This window comes from Micromonospora sp. NPDC005710, from assembly GCF_040630995.1.
Taxonomy (GTDB): Bacteria; Actinomycetota; Actinomycetes; order Mycobacteriales; family Micromonosporaceae; genus Micromonospora.
Map to the genome: position 1 here is coordinate 76594 of NZ_JBEXYP010000014.1, position 15109 is coordinate 91702.

Annotated in this window: 13 protein-coding genes and 5 tRNA genes; 9 read left to right on the forward strand and 9 right to left on the reverse strand. The window is 72.4% G+C overall.

The window, feature by feature from the left end:
- Positions 1 to 58: 58 nt before the first annotated feature.
- Positions 59 to 133, reverse strand: a tRNA-Val gene (locus ABZ406_RS19925).
- A gap of 26 nt (positions 134 to 159) precedes the next feature.
- A tRNA-Gly gene (locus ABZ406_RS19930) sits at positions 160 to 232 on the reverse strand.
- Positions 233 to 378: 146 nt separating this feature from the next.
- Between ABZ406_RS19930 and ABZ406_RS19935 the strand changes: the two genes are divergently transcribed.
- On the forward strand, positions 379 to 621 hold the full coding sequence (locus ABZ406_RS19935; protein WP_357763544.1) for a DUF6458 family protein: 243 nt from the start codon (positions 379 to 381) through the stop codon (positions 619 to 621).
- A gap of 205 nt (positions 622 to 826) precedes the next feature.
- Here ABZ406_RS19935 and ABZ406_RS19940 read toward each other — a convergent pair.
- The 3 genes from ABZ406_RS19940 to ABZ406_RS19950 all read right to left on the reverse strand — a co-directional run bounded on the left by ABZ406_RS19940 (position 827) and on the right by ABZ406_RS19950 (position 1094).
- Positions 827 to 901 (reverse strand) — tRNA-Val (locus ABZ406_RS19940).
- Positions 902 to 914: 13 nt separating this feature from the next.
- Positions 915 to 985, reverse strand: a tRNA-Cys gene (locus ABZ406_RS19945).
- 36 nt (positions 986 to 1021) lie between these two features.
- A tRNA-Gly gene (locus tag ABZ406_RS19950) sits at positions 1022 to 1094 on the reverse strand.
- A 421-nt stretch (positions 1095 to 1515) separates the two neighbouring features.
- Between ABZ406_RS19950 and ABZ406_RS19955 the strand changes: the two genes are divergently transcribed.
- The 3 genes from ABZ406_RS19955 (at position 1516) to ABZ406_RS19965 (ending at position 5853) form a co-directional block, all read left to right on the forward strand.
- Positions 1516 to 2118 carry a TetR/AcrR family transcriptional regulator gene (locus tag ABZ406_RS19955; protein WP_357763547.1) on the forward strand — a complete coding sequence of 201 codons (603 nt, stop codon included), beginning with the start codon at positions 1516 to 1518 and terminating at the stop codon, positions 2116 to 2118.
- Between the two features lie 82 nt (positions 2119 to 2200).
- Positions 2201 to 2782 (forward strand): TIGR03086 family metal-binding protein, encoded by a 582-nt coding sequence (locus ABZ406_RS19960; protein WP_357763551.1) that lies wholly within the window; start codon positions 2201 to 2203, stop codon positions 2780 to 2782.
- 140 nt (positions 2783 to 2922) lie between these two features.
- Entirely contained in the window at positions 2923 to 5853 is a 2931-nt protein-coding gene (locus ABZ406_RS19965) for a M36 family metallopeptidase (protein WP_357763553.1), read from the forward strand.
- Between the two features lie 40 nt (positions 5854 to 5893).
- Here ABZ406_RS19965 and ABZ406_RS19970 read toward each other — a convergent pair whose 3' ends face one another.
- Positions 5894 to 6709: a hypothetical protein gene (locus ABZ406_RS19970; RefSeq protein ID WP_357763556.1), complete on the reverse strand. Its 816-nt coding sequence runs from the start codon at positions 6707 to 6709 to the stop codon at positions 5894 to 5896.
- 600 nt (positions 6710 to 7309) lie between these two features.
- Here ABZ406_RS19970 and ABZ406_RS19975 point away from each other — a divergent pair.
- The 5 genes from ABZ406_RS19975 to ABZ406_RS19995 all read left to right on the forward strand — a co-directional run bounded on the left by ABZ406_RS19975 (position 7310) and on the right by ABZ406_RS19995 (position 11875).
- Positions 7310 to 7978, forward strand: a complete 669-nt coding sequence (locus ABZ406_RS19975; RefSeq protein WP_357763559.1) for a 50S ribosomal protein L11 methyltransferase — start codon at positions 7310 to 7312, stop codon at positions 7976 to 7978.
- A gap of 9 nt (positions 7979 to 7987) precedes the next feature.
- Positions 7988 to 9166: a cytochrome P450 gene (locus ABZ406_RS19980; RefSeq protein ID WP_357763562.1), complete on the forward strand. Its 1179-nt coding sequence runs from the start codon at positions 7988 to 7990 to the stop codon at positions 9164 to 9166.
- A gap of 35 nt (positions 9167 to 9201) precedes the next feature.
- Positions 9202 to 10050: a polysaccharide deacetylase family protein gene (locus ABZ406_RS19985; RefSeq protein ID WP_357763566.1), complete on the forward strand. Its 849-nt coding sequence runs from the start codon at positions 9202 to 9204 to the stop codon at positions 10048 to 10050.
- 89 nt (positions 10051 to 10139) lie between these two features.
- Positions 10140 to 11072 carry an ATP-binding cassette domain-containing protein gene (locus ABZ406_RS19990; RefSeq protein WP_357763569.1) on the forward strand — a complete coding sequence of 311 codons (933 nt, stop codon included), beginning with the start codon at positions 10140 to 10142 and terminating at the stop codon, positions 11070 to 11072.
- A complete protein-coding gene (locus ABZ406_RS19995) occupies positions 11069 to 11875 on the forward strand; it encodes an ABC transporter permease (RefSeq protein ID WP_357763572.1) in 807 nt (268 codons plus the stop codon). Before ABZ406_RS19990 ends, ABZ406_RS19995 begins: the two co-directional genes overlap by 4 nt.
- A gap of 37 nt (positions 11876 to 11912) precedes the next feature.
- Here the strand turns inward: ABZ406_RS19995 and ABZ406_RS20000 are convergent, their stop codons facing one another.
- Genes ABZ406_RS20000 through bioD form a run of 3 tightly spaced genes read right to left on the reverse strand, consistent with a single transcriptional unit; the run spans position 11913 to position 14956 of the window.
- Positions 11913 to 12590 (reverse strand): response regulator transcription factor, encoded by a 678-nt coding sequence (locus tag ABZ406_RS20000; RefSeq protein WP_357763576.1) that lies wholly within the window; start codon positions 12588 to 12590, stop codon positions 11913 to 11915.
- A complete protein-coding gene (locus ABZ406_RS20005) occupies positions 12590 to 14161 on the reverse strand; it encodes a histidine kinase (protein ID WP_357763580.1) in 1572 nt (523 codons plus the stop codon). The genes ABZ406_RS20000 and ABZ406_RS20005 overlap by 1 nt, the downstream gene beginning before the upstream one ends.
- Before the next feature lie 54 nt (positions 14162 to 14215).
- Positions 14216 to 14956, reverse strand: a complete 741-nt coding sequence (gene bioD, locus ABZ406_RS20010; protein WP_357763831.1) for a dethiobiotin synthase — start codon at positions 14954 to 14956, stop codon at positions 14216 to 14218.
- Between the last annotated feature and the right edge of the window lie 153 nt (positions 14957 to 15109).

Below are 15109 nucleotides of genomic sequence, written 5' to 3' on the forward strand. Positions count from 1 at the left end.
ACGCCGAGACCCGTCACCGGAGATCCGGTAACGGGTCCAGCTGAACTGATCGTATCGGTGGTGGGCGATACTGGGTTTGAACCAGTGACCTCTTCCGTGTCAAGGAAGCGCGCTCCCACTGCGCCAATCGCCCGTGGCGGCCCCGGGGGGCACATCGCGAGCGGACGACGGGATTCGAACCCGCGACCCTCACCTTGGCAAGGTGATGCGCTACCAGCTGCGCTACGTCCGCACGTCCCCGACAAGCGCCGGTGACAGGTGAACTCTACCCGACGCCAAGATCGCTGGGCACGGCACCCTGGCCGGTCGCGGTTGCGCTGGTCCCCGCCTGGGTACTGGGGGCTCGACAGCGCACCACACCCCCCTAAGGAGGCTGTCGTGGGTATCGGCACCAGCATCTTCCTGATCGCGCTCGGCGCGATCCTCACCTTCGCACTGGACACGAGCGTCGGCGGCATCAACCTCGACGTGGTCGGCTGGATCCTGATGGGCGCCGGCGTGCTCGGCCTGATCATGACCACGCTGATCTGGGGTCGCCGCCGCCAGGTCGTCACCACCACCGAGCAGCCGGTGGAGTACCGCCAGGTCGAGGAGCGGCGGGACATCGCACCCCCGCTGTGACCCGATGACCTCCATCGCTGATGGAGCTGTGTGATGCCGGGCCGGTCGCCTCGCCGAAGGCGGCCGGCCCGTCGGCACTGCGATCCGTGGCAGCCCAGCAGAACTACCTTCGGCGTGTCGAGTCGCTGAACTGCCAGCGAGGCGCGGTGGCTTCCACAAGCGGAACGGCTCGCCACCGGGTTTCCGATGACGAGCCGTTCTTGTCTGGTGGGCGATACTGGGTTTGAACCAGTGACCTCTTCCGTGTCAAGGAAGCGCGCTCCCACTGCGCCAATCGCCCGTGCTTGTTGCCGAGGTGGGGACGGGATTTGAACCCGCGTACACGGCTTTGCAGGCCGTTGCCTCGCCTCTCGGCCACCCCACCGAGGTTGCCCCCGTGAAATACGTGGCGGCAGCTCCGAGCGGACGACGGGATTCGAACCCGCGACCCTCACCTTGGCAAGGTGATGCGCTACCAGCTGCGCTACGTCCGCACGCCCCCGGACGTTCCCGGGTGACGGATGAGAACTTTAGCCGAGCCGGTGTTTGACTGCCAACTCGGGGTCGCCTCGGCGCGTCCGGTGTGGGCGCGCCGCACCCTGTGGGTCCGGTTCCGGGTGGTCGGAGCTGGACCGGAGCAACCCCCGGTAGGCTTCCTAGGGGGCTGGACTGGTATTCCCACCCTGCACCGACCGTCACACTCCGACATCGCCAGGCAACGATCGTCATCACCGCGTCGCAAGCCCGACCATCGACGTCTCCACCCCCCGACACTGGGCGGCGGACCTCGGCGAACACTCTCTGTCGAACGACAGGCGAGACCTGCGGAAAGTGTCCGGCTTCCGACTGTCGCCGCGTACATCAGCGCGTAGTGGTAACTGTTCGTGTTCAGTCGGATGGGTTACGGTAACGGTCGTGACGAGACGTGCGGCCGAGATCCGCCTGGATGCCCTGCTGCGCACCGCCTGTGACGTGATCGTGGAGCGCGGTCTGGCCAACACCCGGACAGCGGACGTGGCGAATGCCGCGGGCGTGAGCCAGGCGTTGGTCTTCTACCACTTTGCCACCAAGGAACGATTGCTCGCGCAGGCGTTCGCGTACGCGGTCGAACAGGACCTGGCCCGGCTGGACGCGGTGACCCGCTCCTCGGCCCCGCCGCTGACCAAGCTCCGCCGGATCCTCAAGCTCTACACCCCGGCCGGGCGGGCCACCTCCTGGTCGATGTGGATCGACGGCTGGTCCGAGTCGCTGCGTACCCCGGAGTTGGAGAAGGTCTCCCGCCGGCTCGACCTGCGCTGGCGGCAGGACCTGGCCGCGGTGATCAGCGCCGGGGTGGCCGACGGCACCTTCCAGTGCGCCGACCCCGACGGCGCCGCCTGGCGGATCAGCGCGGTGATGGACGGCCTCGCCGTCCAACTCGCCGTGCACGAGCGCGTGATCTCCCGCCGGCAGTTCGGCGAGTGGGTCCGGCTGGTCACCGCCCGCGAGCTCGGCCTTGATCCAGCCGACCTGGACTGACCTGGGCAATCGGCACAGATCCAGGGCACCAGGCCGGGCAAAACGGGCGCGGGCCGCCCCGCCTACCGGAACAATCGGCAGCATGGATCTCGTGGAGGCGTACCGCCGGAGCCTGGCCGAGTTCATCGACCGGGTCGACCAGATCGAGCCCGGCCAGTGGTCCGACCCGACGCCCTGCTCGGACTGGGACCTCCGCACGCTCGTCAACCACGTGGTGACCGAGGACCGGTGGAGCGTGCCGCTGCTCGCCGGTCGCACCATCGACGAGGTCGGCGACCGGCTCGACGGTGACCAGCTCGGCGCCGACCCGATCGCGACGGCTCGGGAAGCCGCGGCGCAGGCCGAGATCGCCGCCACCCACCCCGGCACCGTCGACCGGACCGTGCACCTCTCCAGCGGCGACACCCCGGCCACCGAGTACCTCCGGCAACTCCTCGCCGAGCACCTCGTGCACGGCTGGGACGTGGCGGTGGCCATCGGCGCGCAGCCGCGGCTCGACCCGGACGCGGTGCACGCCGCCGCCCAGTGGTTCGCCGGCCAGATCGAGACCTATCGGCGCAACAACCTGGTCCACACCGGGGTACGGGTGCCTGACGACGCCGACGAGCAGGACCACCTGCTGGCCGCGTTCGGCCGCGACCCCGACTGGGCGCCGAGCGACTGACCAGATCTCGATCTGTCGACGCGATAGCGGCTCCGGACCTTGCCGGGACCTCGAGAGGCTGATATCCACAGATGCGCATGCGTCACCGCGCATCTGTGGTCGGCGGCTCGCCGGCCATCTCGCTCCCACGAGGAGGTCCCGTGCCACAACCGGAGTGGTCACCCCCGATGAGCCGGCGTCGACGCCGGCTCATCGCCATCCTGGCGACGACGACGACGGTCGCCGCGCTGCTCCCCACCAGCGTGAGCACCGCTGCCCCCACCGGCGGCACGGCGTCCGCCGAGCGCCGGTCCGGACCGTTCGCCGAGGGGTACGCACCCGCCGACGCCGACAACCGCACCGGTACGGCGGCACCTGACGCGCGCCAACGCGGCCTCGCCCGCGCCGTCGACCCCGACGTCAGGTGGAACCGGCTCGGCACCCCGCAGGCGCTCGGCCCCGGTCGCGGCCCGCTGGCCAGCGGGCTGCCCGCCGACCCGGAGGCCGCGGCCCGCGCCTACCTGGCCGCCAACGGTGACCTGTTCGGCATGGACGCCGCCGCGGTGGCCGCCATGGAACGGGTGCTGGTCCGGCCGATCGGCAGCGGCACCGTCGTCACCCTCCGGCAACGCTTCGGTGACCTGCCGGCCGGGCCGGACGGCCTTGTCACAGTCGCGGTCTCCGACGGCGCGGTGCTCTCGGTCAGCTCATCGCTGGCCCGGAACACCGGCGCGCCGGCGCCGGCCACCCGCAGCGCCGAGCAGGCGTACGCCGCCGCGCTCGCGGACGCGAAGCTGACCGCTGGCGCGGTGGCCAGCCACACCATCCGGTCGGTGGCAGTGCCCACCCCGCTGGACGGGCCCCGGGCCGCCTACGAGGTGACCATGATCGGCGCGGACACCGAGCACCCGGCCGCGTTCACCAGCTACGTGGACGGCAGCACCGGGCAGGTGCTGGTCCGCGAGGATCTTGTCGACTACGACTCCGACAACCCGAGCTGGGCGGTCTTCCCGGCCACCCCGCCCCGCGACCTCGGCCCCGGGCAGGACCCCCGGGTGCGGTGGTGCGGCGACCCGGCCCCCGGCTGCCAGGCCGCATCCCGCGACCCGGCCACCGGCCAACCGTGGGACGTCGACGCGGCCACCGGCACGCCGACGTTCACCTCGCGCGGCAACTCGGCCAACACGGTGCTGTCCTGGGGCGCGAGCACCCCGGTCGTGCCGGCCCCCACCAGCCCGGAACGCCGCTACGAGTACCCCTTCACCGACCAGTGGCACCAGGCGAAGTGCAATCCGGGGGTGTTCACCTCCGCCCAGCGCAACGACGCGGACGCGTCGATCGCCAACCTCTTCGCCATGCACAACCGGATGCACGACTGGTCGTACCAGTTGGGCTTCACCGAGTCGGCGTGGAACCTCCAGGCGGTGAACCTCACCCCGTCCGGGCTGGGCGGGGACGCCGAGCAGGGCCGCGCCCAGCAGGGCGCGTTGACCGGCAACCGGAACAACGCCAACCAGGGCACCCCGCGCGACGGGCTGCCGCCGACCACGAACATGTACCTGTGGCAGCCGCAGGCCGGCGGGCCGTACCCGCCGTGCGTGGACGGCGACTACGACATGACGGTGATCGGCCACGAGTACACCCACGCGATCACCAACCGGATGATCGCCGGCCCGGACAGCGGGATCAGCGGCCACCAGGGCGGAGCGATGGGTGAGTCGTGGGGCGACCTGCTCGCCGCCGAGTACCTCTTCCAGCACGGGCTACGGGCACCCGGTGAGACGCCGTTCATCACCGGCGGCTACGTCACCGGCAACCTGGTCAGCGGCATCCGCAACTACGACCTGAGCCGCAGCCCTCTCAACTACTCCGACATCGGCTACAACACCGCCGGCCCGGCCGTGCACGCCGACGGGGAGATCTGGGGCGCCACCAACTTCCGGGTCCGCTCCGCCCTGGTCAAGCGCTACGGCCTCGGCACCCCGCAGCGGCAGCTCGACTGCGCACAGGGGAAGGTCGCGGCGGACCAGTGCCCGGGCAACCGGCGCTGGTCGCAGTTGGTCTTCGACTCGTTCCTGCTCCAGGCCGCCAGCCAGGTCAGCATGCTCGACATGCGGGACAACATGCTCACCGCCGACCTGCTCCGTTTCGGCGGCGCGAACCAGGACCTGATCTGGGCCGAGTTCGCCCGCTCCGGAATGGGCCGGGACGCCGTCACCAACGGTGCCGGCGACACCGATCCGACGCCGAGTTTCGCCTCGCCGCGCGGCGGCAACGCGACGCTCACCCTTCGCCCGCGCGGGGACAGCGCCGACGCGCCGATCCGCGTGTACGTGGGGGCGTACGAGGCGCGGGCCGTGCCGGTGGCCGACACCGACCCGGCGACGCCGATCCCGGACACCGTGGAGATGGTGGCCGGCACGTACGACCTGCTCGCCGTGGCTCCCAGCTTCGGGCACCAGCGGCTCAGTGTGGTCGCCAAGGCGGGTCAGGACGGTTACGTCGACCTGCGGATGAGCCGCAACCTGGCGTCCACCGCGTCCGGGGCCACGGTCACCGGCGACGGGGTCAATCTCGACCGGGTAGCCGACGACACCGAGGCGACGAACTGGGCCTCCCTGGACGGGGTCGCCGGCCGGCAGCTCACCGTGGCGCTCCCCGGCGGCGCCGCCCAGACGGTCAAGCGGGTGAACGTCAGCGCGATGCTGCGCCCGGCGATCACCGGCGACGCCGACACCGGCGCGCAGAACGCGCTCAGTGCGTTGCGCTCGTTCGCGGTGTCGGCCTGCAACGCGACGACCACCGACTGCGCGGACCCGGCGCGCTGGCAGCGCATCTACACCAGCGCTGAGGACGCGTTCCCCGGCGGGGCGTACCGGGCGTACAGCCGGGACATCAACCTCCGGACGTTCGCGGTACCCAGCACCCTCGCCACCCACCTGCGTCTCGAGGTGCTGGCGAGCCAGTGCACCGGCGGCCCGAACTACGCGGGTGAGCAGGACGACGACCCGGCCACGACGACTGACTGCGCGACCGCCAGCCCGGCCCGCAGCCAGGTCAGGATCGCCGAGTTCCAGGCGTTCGCGAAGTGACACCGTGGGGCCGGCGGGCATCCGCCGGCCCCACCCCCGATCAGCGGTGCGCCCGGCGCCAGGGGTCGGCCACGGCGGGACGCTCCCAGTGCCGGTCCACCGGGGGGTCGTCCGCCTCGTCGGCGTCCCCGGCCGCGGCCCTGGTCAGTTGGCGCAGCCGCAGCAGCAGCCCCACCCCGAGGAAGAGCAGCAGCCCGCCGAGCAGGAACGCGGCCTGCACCACTCCGAACGCGCCGGACTGCGAGACCGGACGGTTGGCCGCCGGTGGCGCGGCGTCGGCCGGGTACTCCGCGACCGGCTCCTCGCTCGCCGTGCTCTCGTCCTCGGTGGGCGTACTCGGCGATTCACTGGGCTCCGGCGGGGTAGCCGTCGGCTTCGGCGTAGCGGTCGGCACGCCACGCACCCCCACCACCGACCGGGTGGCGGTCTGCCGGGCGAGCAGGCGCAGGTTGGCGTCGTACGCCTCGGCGGCGAGGGTGACCCGCCCCTGGGTGACGTCCTCGGCGAAGGCCACCCGGTAGCGGGCCGTGACCGTGCGGCCCGGGCAGAGCGTGCCCGGGTCGAGCTGCCGGTCGGTCAACCGGGCCACGTCACCCTCGGTGCGGATCTCCAGCGGAAAGTCGCCGGTCTCCTCGACCCGGTCCATCTTCACCTGGTCGAGCCGGAGGCCCCCCTGCACGCTGAGCACCATCGACCAGCGCACCTTCGCGCACCTGGCGCGTCGATCCGTCTGGGAGACCACAGCGGATATCGTCCGCACCTGCTCACCGGCGGTGAACCGTCCCGGCAGGCCGCTCATCTCGGTGGTGAAGGCCGCCTGTGCCGGGGCGGCCAGGGTCAGCACCGCCCCGGTCATGCCGGCAACCACCGCCCCGACCCATAGCGCAAACCGCCACACGATCACCACCACCTCGCCTCTTCTCGTCGTTCCGGGGAAACGCTAGGAGGAAACGGGCGGGCCGGACAGAGGGGTGTCTTCGCAGCGGACGCCAAGGACAACTGGCAATTTCACCGAGAGTGGTGAACTGCTGACCCCTAGCGGCACCGCAGCCTCGAACCCTCGGCGGGTTGCTGGCCCAGCCGAGGCGAGAGCATTCGAAAGGGCATGGCACCATCCCGGGCCCCCGGGGTTCGTCACTCCAGAAAAGCCCCCGCCAGCGCCGATCTTGCAGTTTCGGTCGCCGATATGCGCGGAAAACCATCTTCTGTCGCGACCGTCAACGCAAGATCGCGGAGCAGGGCAGCCGGATGCCGTCGATCATGCAGTTGTGGTGCCAGATATGACGCACCATAAACACTTTGTCGCCCACCACAACTCCATGATCGACGAGGCAGTGCGGTACACGAACGGCCGCTCGCCCCAACGCAACGTCGTACATAGCGCCCTCATGCGCTGGCGCCTCCTCGACGCACCTCCCTGCGGCGCCGGTGACTGCCGGTGCGCGAGAATCACCATGTGTCCGAGCTCTCCAGCACCTTCGTCCGGCTGCACGCCCGACTGGCCCCGGTCCCCTTCGTGCCCGAGGTCCGGCTGCACCAGGCGGACGAGCCGATCGGGCTGTGGGAGCTGACCGAGGGCGAGTTCTCCACCGACCGGCCGCCACCGTTCTGGGCGTTCGCCTGGGCGGGCGGGCAGGCCCTCGCCCGGTACATGACCGACCACCCGGAGCTGGTCGCCGGCCGCCGGGTGCTCGACCTCGCCTCCGGTTCCGGTTTGGTGGCCATCGCCGCCGCCCGCGCCGGCGCGGCGTCGGTGCGGGCCGTCGAGGTGGACGAACTGGCGGTGGCGGCCGTCGCCCTCAACGCCGAGGCCAACGGGGTACGCGTCGACGCCGAGTTCGGCGACATCCTCGACGGCGACGCCGGGGACGCCGAGGTGGTGCTCGCCGGGGACGTCTTCTACAGCGAGGCGATGGCCCGCCGGGTCCTGCGGTTCCTGCTGCGCGCCGCCCGGGCCGGCGCGCCGGCGCTTGTCGGTGATCCCGGCCGGGCGTTCCTGCCCCGCGACCGCTTCGACGAGGTGGCCGCGTACGACGTGCCGGTGCCGGAGGCGTTGGAGAGTGTGCGGGTGAAGCGCACCACGGTCTGGCGGCTGCGGGCCGGGCTGCCGGGGGCCTCCGGCTAGCGTGTCCGGGTGCTGTTCCGCAGTTGGGCGCAGGTGGCCGACCCCGCATGGCCGGACGTGGCCCGGGTGCCGGACCACGTCGGCGGCACCCACCTGGTCGTGACCCGGCACGCGCTGGTCCGCCAGGTTCTCGCCGATCCGGTCACCTTTCGGCCGGACAACGCGCTGGACGCGGTGACGCCGATGCCGGTGACGGCGCTGCGGGTGCTCGCCGGGCACCGGTTCCGGCTGCCGCCGACCCTGGCGAACAACTCGGCTGTCAGCCATCCGGGGCTCCGGGCGATCGTCGCGGAGGCGTTGCACCCGACCCGGGTCGCCGCGCAGCGGCAGTGGCTCACCGCGCTGGTTCGGGACCGGGTGGCAGGCATCGACGCCACGCTCGACGCCGGTGAACCGGTCGACCTGTACGCGGACCTCGTCGCCGACCTGCCGCTGCTGGTGCTGGCCCGGCTCGTCGAGCTGCCGGACGCGTCGGTCGGCACGGTCAAGGAGTTCGCCCGCGCCGCGCTGGAGCTGTTCTGGGCACCACTCGACGCCGACCGGCAGGTGGCCCTGGCCGCCGAGGTGGGCCGGTTCCACGGCGTACTGCGGGACTTCGCGACCACCGGCGGCGGTCTGGCCGCCGAGTTGCGCGCGGCCGGGCACCCGCCGGACGTGGTGGTCGGCGCGCTCTTCTTCCTCCTCGTCGCCGGCCAGGAGACCACCTCGCAGTTCCTCACCCTGCTGCTGCACCGGCTGGCCGACGAGCCCGTCGTCCGGGCCGGCCTGCGCGGCGGTGAGGTAGCGGTGGCCGACGTGGTGGAGGAGGGGTTACGGCTGGAACCACCGATCGTCACCTGGCGGCGGGTGGCGACGACGGACAGCACGCTCGGCGGCACAGTAGTGCCGGCGGGCAGCAGCATCGTGCTGTGGCTGGCCCGCGCCGGCAGGGACCCGGCGGTCGTGGAGTCGCCCGACGAGTTCCGTCCGGGCCAACGGGGATCGCGCCGACACCTGGCGTTCGGGGCGGGCGCGCACCGCTGCGTCGGGGACGTGCTGGCCCGGATGGAGGCGGCAGTGGTGGTGGCCGAGACCGCACCACTGCTGGACGGGGTGACAGTGCTCCGTCCGCCCTGGTGCCCGGACAATCTGACCTTCCGGATGCCCGACGCGTTCGTGGTCGGCCGTTCCACCGGGCCACCGGGCTGACCGGATCCTGACATTCGCTCGGTATGTTTCCGGGCGTGTCAGCCATCCCCACCCGTCGGATCGCCGCCGTCGTCACGTTTCTGGGCCTGTTGGCGCTGACTGCGTGCACAGTCACCTCCGGTCACCCGGCCCACGCCCGGCAGATCACCGCGGCCCGCCCGGCTCCGTCCGCACCGGCGCCGACCCCCTCGGCCTCGCCGTCCGCGACGGTGAAACCGGCGTTCAAGAGCCTGGCCTGGTACGTGTCCCAGGTGCCGACGTTTCCGGAGGCACCGCCGCCGCAGCCGGTGCCGCTGCCGGCGACCGGTTCGGCGGCGTTCTGGCACCGCCTGCCGACCGATCAGAAGGTCGCCTTCATCACCATCGACGACGGCGGGTTGGCCCGCCCCCCTGAGGTGATCGACTTCATCTGGGAGGCGCGCATCCCGGTCACCCTGTTCCTGAACTCTCCGGCGGCGGCGGAGCACACCGACTACTTCCGGCAGATCGAGGCGGTGGGTGGGGTCGTGGAGAACCACACGATCCACCACAACTCGCTCGCCGGCCGGTCGTACGACTACCAGAAGCAGGAGATCTGTGGTGCCGCGGACAGCCTGGAAGGGCTGTTCGGCAAGCGGCCCACGCTGTTCCGGCCACCGTTCGGCGAGCACGACAGCACCACGCTGAAGGCCGCGCACGACTGCGGCGCGAAGGCGGTCTTCCACTGGACCGAGACCGTCCACGAGGGAAAGGTGCGCTACCAGACCCCGGAGAAGGTGGTCCAACCCGGCGACGTCCTGCTGATGCACTTCCGACCGGCGCTGATGGACGACCTGCTCGCGGCGTTGAAGGCGATCCACCGGGCCGGGCTCACCCCGGCACTGCTTGAGCAGTACGTACGGTGAGCAGCCCGCCACCGGCCTGACGAAAGTCAGTGGTGGGTGGTGCCGAACGGGCGCGGTGGAGCAGCAGGCCGCGCGCCTAGCGTCATCGCATGATCACATTACGTGGGTTGACGAAACGGTTCGGCCCGACCGTCGCTGTCGACGCGTTGACAGTCGACATCGCGCCCGGCCGGGTCACCGGTTTTCTCGGCCCCAACGGCGCCGGCAAGTCCACCACCATGCGGATGATCCTCGGGCTGGACCGTCCCACCGCCGGGCAGGCCCTGGTCGGCGGGCGCGCGTACCGGGAGTTGCGCCGGCCGCTGCACGAGGTCGGCGCGTTGCTCGACGCCCGGGCCATCCACCCCGCCCGGTCCGGCCGGGCCCACCTGCGGGCCATGGCACACAGCAACGGCATCCCGGCCCGTCGGGTCGACGAGGTGCTGGACACCGTCGGGCTGGACGCCCGGGCCGCCGGCAAGTCGGGGCGGACGCTGTCCCTCGGCATGGGCCAACGGCTGGGCATCGCCGGCGCGCTCCTCGGTGACCCGCCGGTGCTGATGTTCGACGAGCCGGTGAACGGCCTCGACCCGGACGGGGTGCGTTGGGTGCGGCACCTGATGCGCTCGCTGGCCGACGAGGGACGGACGGTCTTCGTCTCCAGCCACCTGATGAGCGAGATGCAACTCACCGCCGACCAACTCGTGGTGATCGGTCGGGGACGGCTGCTCGCCGACGCGCCGATCGGCGAGGTGATCGCCCGCAGCACCGTCGCGGTCCGGGTCCGCAGCCCGCACCCGGACGGGCTGGCCGCCCTCACCGCGCGCCTCACCGCCGCCGGGGCGACGGTCGAGGCGGCCGACCGCAACGAGCTGACAGTCACCGGCGCCACCGCCGACCAGGTCGGCGACCTGGCCCACGAGCTGGGGGTACGACTGCACGAGCTGAGCGCGCACGCCGCATCGTTGGAGCAGGCGTACATGGAGCTGACCGCCGACAGCGTCGAGTACGCGGGTGGCCCGGTCGACGGCGGGCAGCGATGAGCGCGCGGACCGACGCGGGCACCCGTCCCGCCATCGCGCCGGCTGCGTTCCGCGGGGCCGTGGCCGCCGAGTGGACGAAGCTCTCCTCGGTGCGTAGTTCCTGGTGGACGGCGCTGGCCGGGCTGCTGGTGATGGCCGCGAGCGCCGGCCAACTGGCCATCTACATAGCGAACGACAACACGAACGACGACCCGACCGACGACCGGGGGATCGTCACCGTCGGCAGCGTGCTGATCGACTCGGTCGAGCTGACCCAGTACGTGGTGCTGGCACTGGGCCTGCTCGCGATCACCGCCGAGTTCACGAGTGGCACCATCCGGACCACACTCCAGTGCACCCCGTCCCGCGGTCGCGTGCTGCTGGCCAAGGCCGCCGTCACCGGCGCTGTCACCTTCGCGCTCGGGCTGCTGCTCGGTGGAGTCGGCATCCTGGTGGCCCGGCCGGTGCTCGCCGAGTGGGGCAGCGCCCCGGCCGCCGACACCGTCGGCGACATCGTGGCGGTGGCGGCCTACCTGGCGCTGGTCGGCGTCCTCGCCCTGGGCCTCGGTGCCGCGCTGCGCAGCGCGGTGCTCACCCTCACCGTGCTCCTCGCCACCCTGATGATCGTGCCGCTGTCGCTTCAGGAGCCGGACATCGACGTGCTGAACCGGATCGCCGACGTGTTCCCCGGAGTGGCCGGCGGGCACTTCCTGGCCGGCGACACCGAGCCGTACCCGCCAGTGGTCGGGCTGCTCCTGCTCGCCGGGTGGGCGGGTGCCGCGCTGCTGCTGGGCCGGGCCGCCCTGCGCCGCCGCGACGCGTAGAGCCGGCAGAGCTGAGCGGGGGCCACCCGGCCCCCGCTCAGCCGTCGACCAACCCCGCCTCGTACGCGAGGATCGCCGCCTGCACCCGGTTGCGCACCTCCAGCCGGGTGAAAATGCTGGTCAGATAGCTCTTCACGGTGCCCTCCACCAGGTGCAGGCGGCGGGCGATCTCGGCGTTGGAGAGCCCCGCCCCGACCAGCGCCAGCACCTCCCGCTCCCGCTCGGTCAGCCCCGCCGTCCGGTCCCGGGCGGCGGGCCGGCGGGCCAACCGGCCGGCCCCCAGCTCGATCACCCGGCGGGCCACCCTCGGCGACAGGTACGCCCCACCGTCGGCGACCGCGTGCACTCCGGCGATCAACTCCCGCGGGTCGCCGGCCTTGAGCAGGAACCCGCTGGCACCGTGCCCGAGCGCCCGGGCCACGTGGTCGTCCTCGCCGAACGTGGTCAGCATGATCGTCGCGGTGTCCGGTACGACCCGGCGGATCTCGGCGGCGGCGGCCAACCCGTCCAGCCGCGGCATTCGGATGTCCAACAACGCCACCCGGGGTCGGTGGGCACGCACCGCCTCCACCGCCGCGTGCCCGTCACCGGCCTCGGCCACCACCTCGATGCCGGGGTCGCTGGCGAGGATGGCCCGGACACCGGCCCGCATCATCGCCTCGTCGTCGGCCAGCACCACCCGGATCGGCGGTGCCCCCGCCGTGTCGGTGTCCACTAGGCGATCCACTCCTTGCTGACCAGCCGGCCATCGGTGAAACAGAGCCGCCAGGTGGGCTCCGCGAGTGGGAAGTTGCCGTCGGTGTAGTACTCGCAGCCGGCCTGGTCGGCCGCCGCCGGGCGTTCCACCTGCCGCCGGGGCAACCCGACCAGCTCCGACCGGGCCGCACCCACCCGCAACTGGTCGAAGGCGGCCCGGTCCAGCACCGTCCCCGCGGTCGCCACCGGGTAGTAGACGAACGAGAGCACCAGGGCGAAACCGACAGGTGCGACGAGCGCCACCAGCAAACTGCGCCGAACCCGCCGCCGGGCGTCGTGCAGCCGCCGCTCGGCCTCCACCGGCCGCTCCGCCGCACCCGTTCGCTCCTCGGACCAGGACGTCGGCCCGGCCTCGGCCGCCGACCCGATCGCCTCCGGCGGCGGTGCGGTGGCCGGCAACACCGCCCGTACCGCGAACCCGCCGTCGGCCCGGTGACCCGCGTCGAGCGTCCCGCCGGCCAGACGCACCCGCTCGGCGAGGGCGAGCAGCCCACTGCCCTGCGACGGCGGGGCGGGCAGCGGGCCGGCCGGTGGGGGCTCGTTGACGACGCTCACCTCGACCCGGTCACCGTCGCGTTCGAGCCGCACATCGACAGGTGCGCCCGGCGCGTACCGGGCCGCGTTCGTCAGCGACTCCCGGACGATCCGGTGCGCCGCGTGAGAGGTCATCGCCGGCAGCTCCGCCACCGTCGGGGTGGCGTCCAGCCGTACCGCCATCCCGGCCTCCCGGGCGCCCTCGACCAGCTCGGCGACCGTCTCCCCGCTCGGACGCAGCGACCCGCCCGCCTCCTCGCGGAGCACCCCGATGATCTCGTGCAGGCGCTCGGTTGCGGCCGAGACACTGGCCCGCAACTCCCCCGCCGCGGCCCGGTGCCCGTCGTCCAGGTCGGCGGCGACCTCCAGGGCGGCGGCACGCACCGCGATCAGGCTGAGGTCGTGGCCCAGCGAGTCGTGCATCTCCCCGGCGATCCGGGCCCGCTCCCGCAGCCGGATCCGCTCGGCGGCACCCCGCTGCTCGCGGGTCAGCGCGTCGACGTGCCGGCGACCGGCGTCGGTCAACTCCTGCTGCTGGCGGCGGTACCTGCCCACCAACCAGGGGAACACGGCGGCGAAGAGCAGCACCGAGGCGAGCAGGAACCAGGTGGCCGCGCCGGTGCCGAGCAGCAGCAGGTTGAGCGCCGTGCCACCGGCCGCGACCAGCACGAAGACCATAATCGACGGGCCCACCGTGGCGCTGCGCCGCCCGGCGAGATAGCTGAAGACCGGAATGGCGAACACGAAGTTGCCGTCGACCACCGACCCGAGCACCACGAGCACCAGGGCGACCAACGGCTGACGTCGACTCGCCACCACCGCCGCACCGAGCAGCAGCACCTTGCCGACCAGCAGCGGCAGCGCGTACCGCGGATACGGCGGGCTGACCCCGGCGTAGCCGACCGGGGCGGCCACCACCGCCCACAGCAGCACGTCCAGCAGCAGGCGACGCCACCGGTGTGACCCACCCGGCGGCGCAGAGTCGACAATCCGCACGGCGGTCAGGCTACCTACGCCCGACCTGCGCGAACACCGACGAAAGTCAGGTGTTCAGCCGCTCTCCTCGGCCCAGACCCGCCAGTCGTCGAGCACGCCGTGCAGAGCCGGGGTGAGCCAACCCGGCGCGGAGCGCCGGAACACCCCCGGGTCCATCGCGCCCGCGCCGTCAGGCAACGCGCCGAGCAGGTTCGGCACCAGGTCGGCGAGGTTCGTCCAGTGCACCAGCTCCGGCCGGGCCGGCCAGGCACCGATCACCACACCGGCCGGCACCGCCCTACGGTCCAACGCCTCGAGGGTCAACGCCGTGTGGTTGAGCGTGCCCAACCCGGCACGGGCGACCACCACGGCCGGCGCGCCGAGCGACACAGCCAGGTCCGCCATCGTCCACGGCTCCCCCGACGGCCGCAGCCCCATCGGCACCAGCAACCCACCCGCGCCCTCGATCAACACGAGGTCGTGCTTGTCGGCCTCCGCGCGGACGGCGTCCACCGCCGCGTACAACTCCAACGGCGGCAGGTCCGCGACCCGCGCGGCGGCCAACGGGGCGAGCGGATCCGGATAGCTGGCCAGGGTCCGACCGGTCAGCGGCGCGGCCAGCCGGTTGACCACGTCCACGTCGCCGGGCTCACCGCCTGCCGTACCGGTCTGACCCGGCTTGACCACCGCCACCCGCAACCCGGCCGCCTGCGCGGCTGCCGCGATCGCCGCGGTCGCCACCGTCTTGCCGACCTCGGTGTCCGTCCCGGTAACCAGAACCGACCCCGCCCACCCGCTCACGGTGCAACCCTGGATCGCGACTGCGGGGCTCGCAAACCCGGCTCACTCCTCACGCTCACGGCGCAACCTCTGTTCGCGACTGCGGGGCTCGCAAACCCGGCTCACTCCTCACGCTCACGGCGCAACCTCTGTTCGCGACTGCGGGGCTCGCAAACCCGGCTCACTCCT

Bases quoted from the DNA above. Each gene is read 5' to 3' on its own strand.
- ABZ406_RS19960 (WP_357763551.1), top strand. From the start codon at position 2,201: ATGGATCTCGTGGAGGCGTACCGCCGGAGCCTGGCCGAGTTCATCGAC.
- ABZ406_RS19970 (WP_357763556.1), bottom strand. From the start codon at position 6,709: ATGACCGGGGCGGTGCTGACCCTGGCCGCCCCGGCACAGGCGGCCTTC.
- ABZ406_RS19990 (WP_357763569.1), top strand. From the start codon at position 10,140: ATGATCACATTACGTGGGTTGACGAAACGGTTCGGCCCGACCGTCGCT.
- ABZ406_RS19995 (WP_357763572.1), top strand. From the start codon at position 11,069: ATGAGCGCGCGGACCGACGCGGGCACCCGTCCCGCCATCGCGCCGGCT.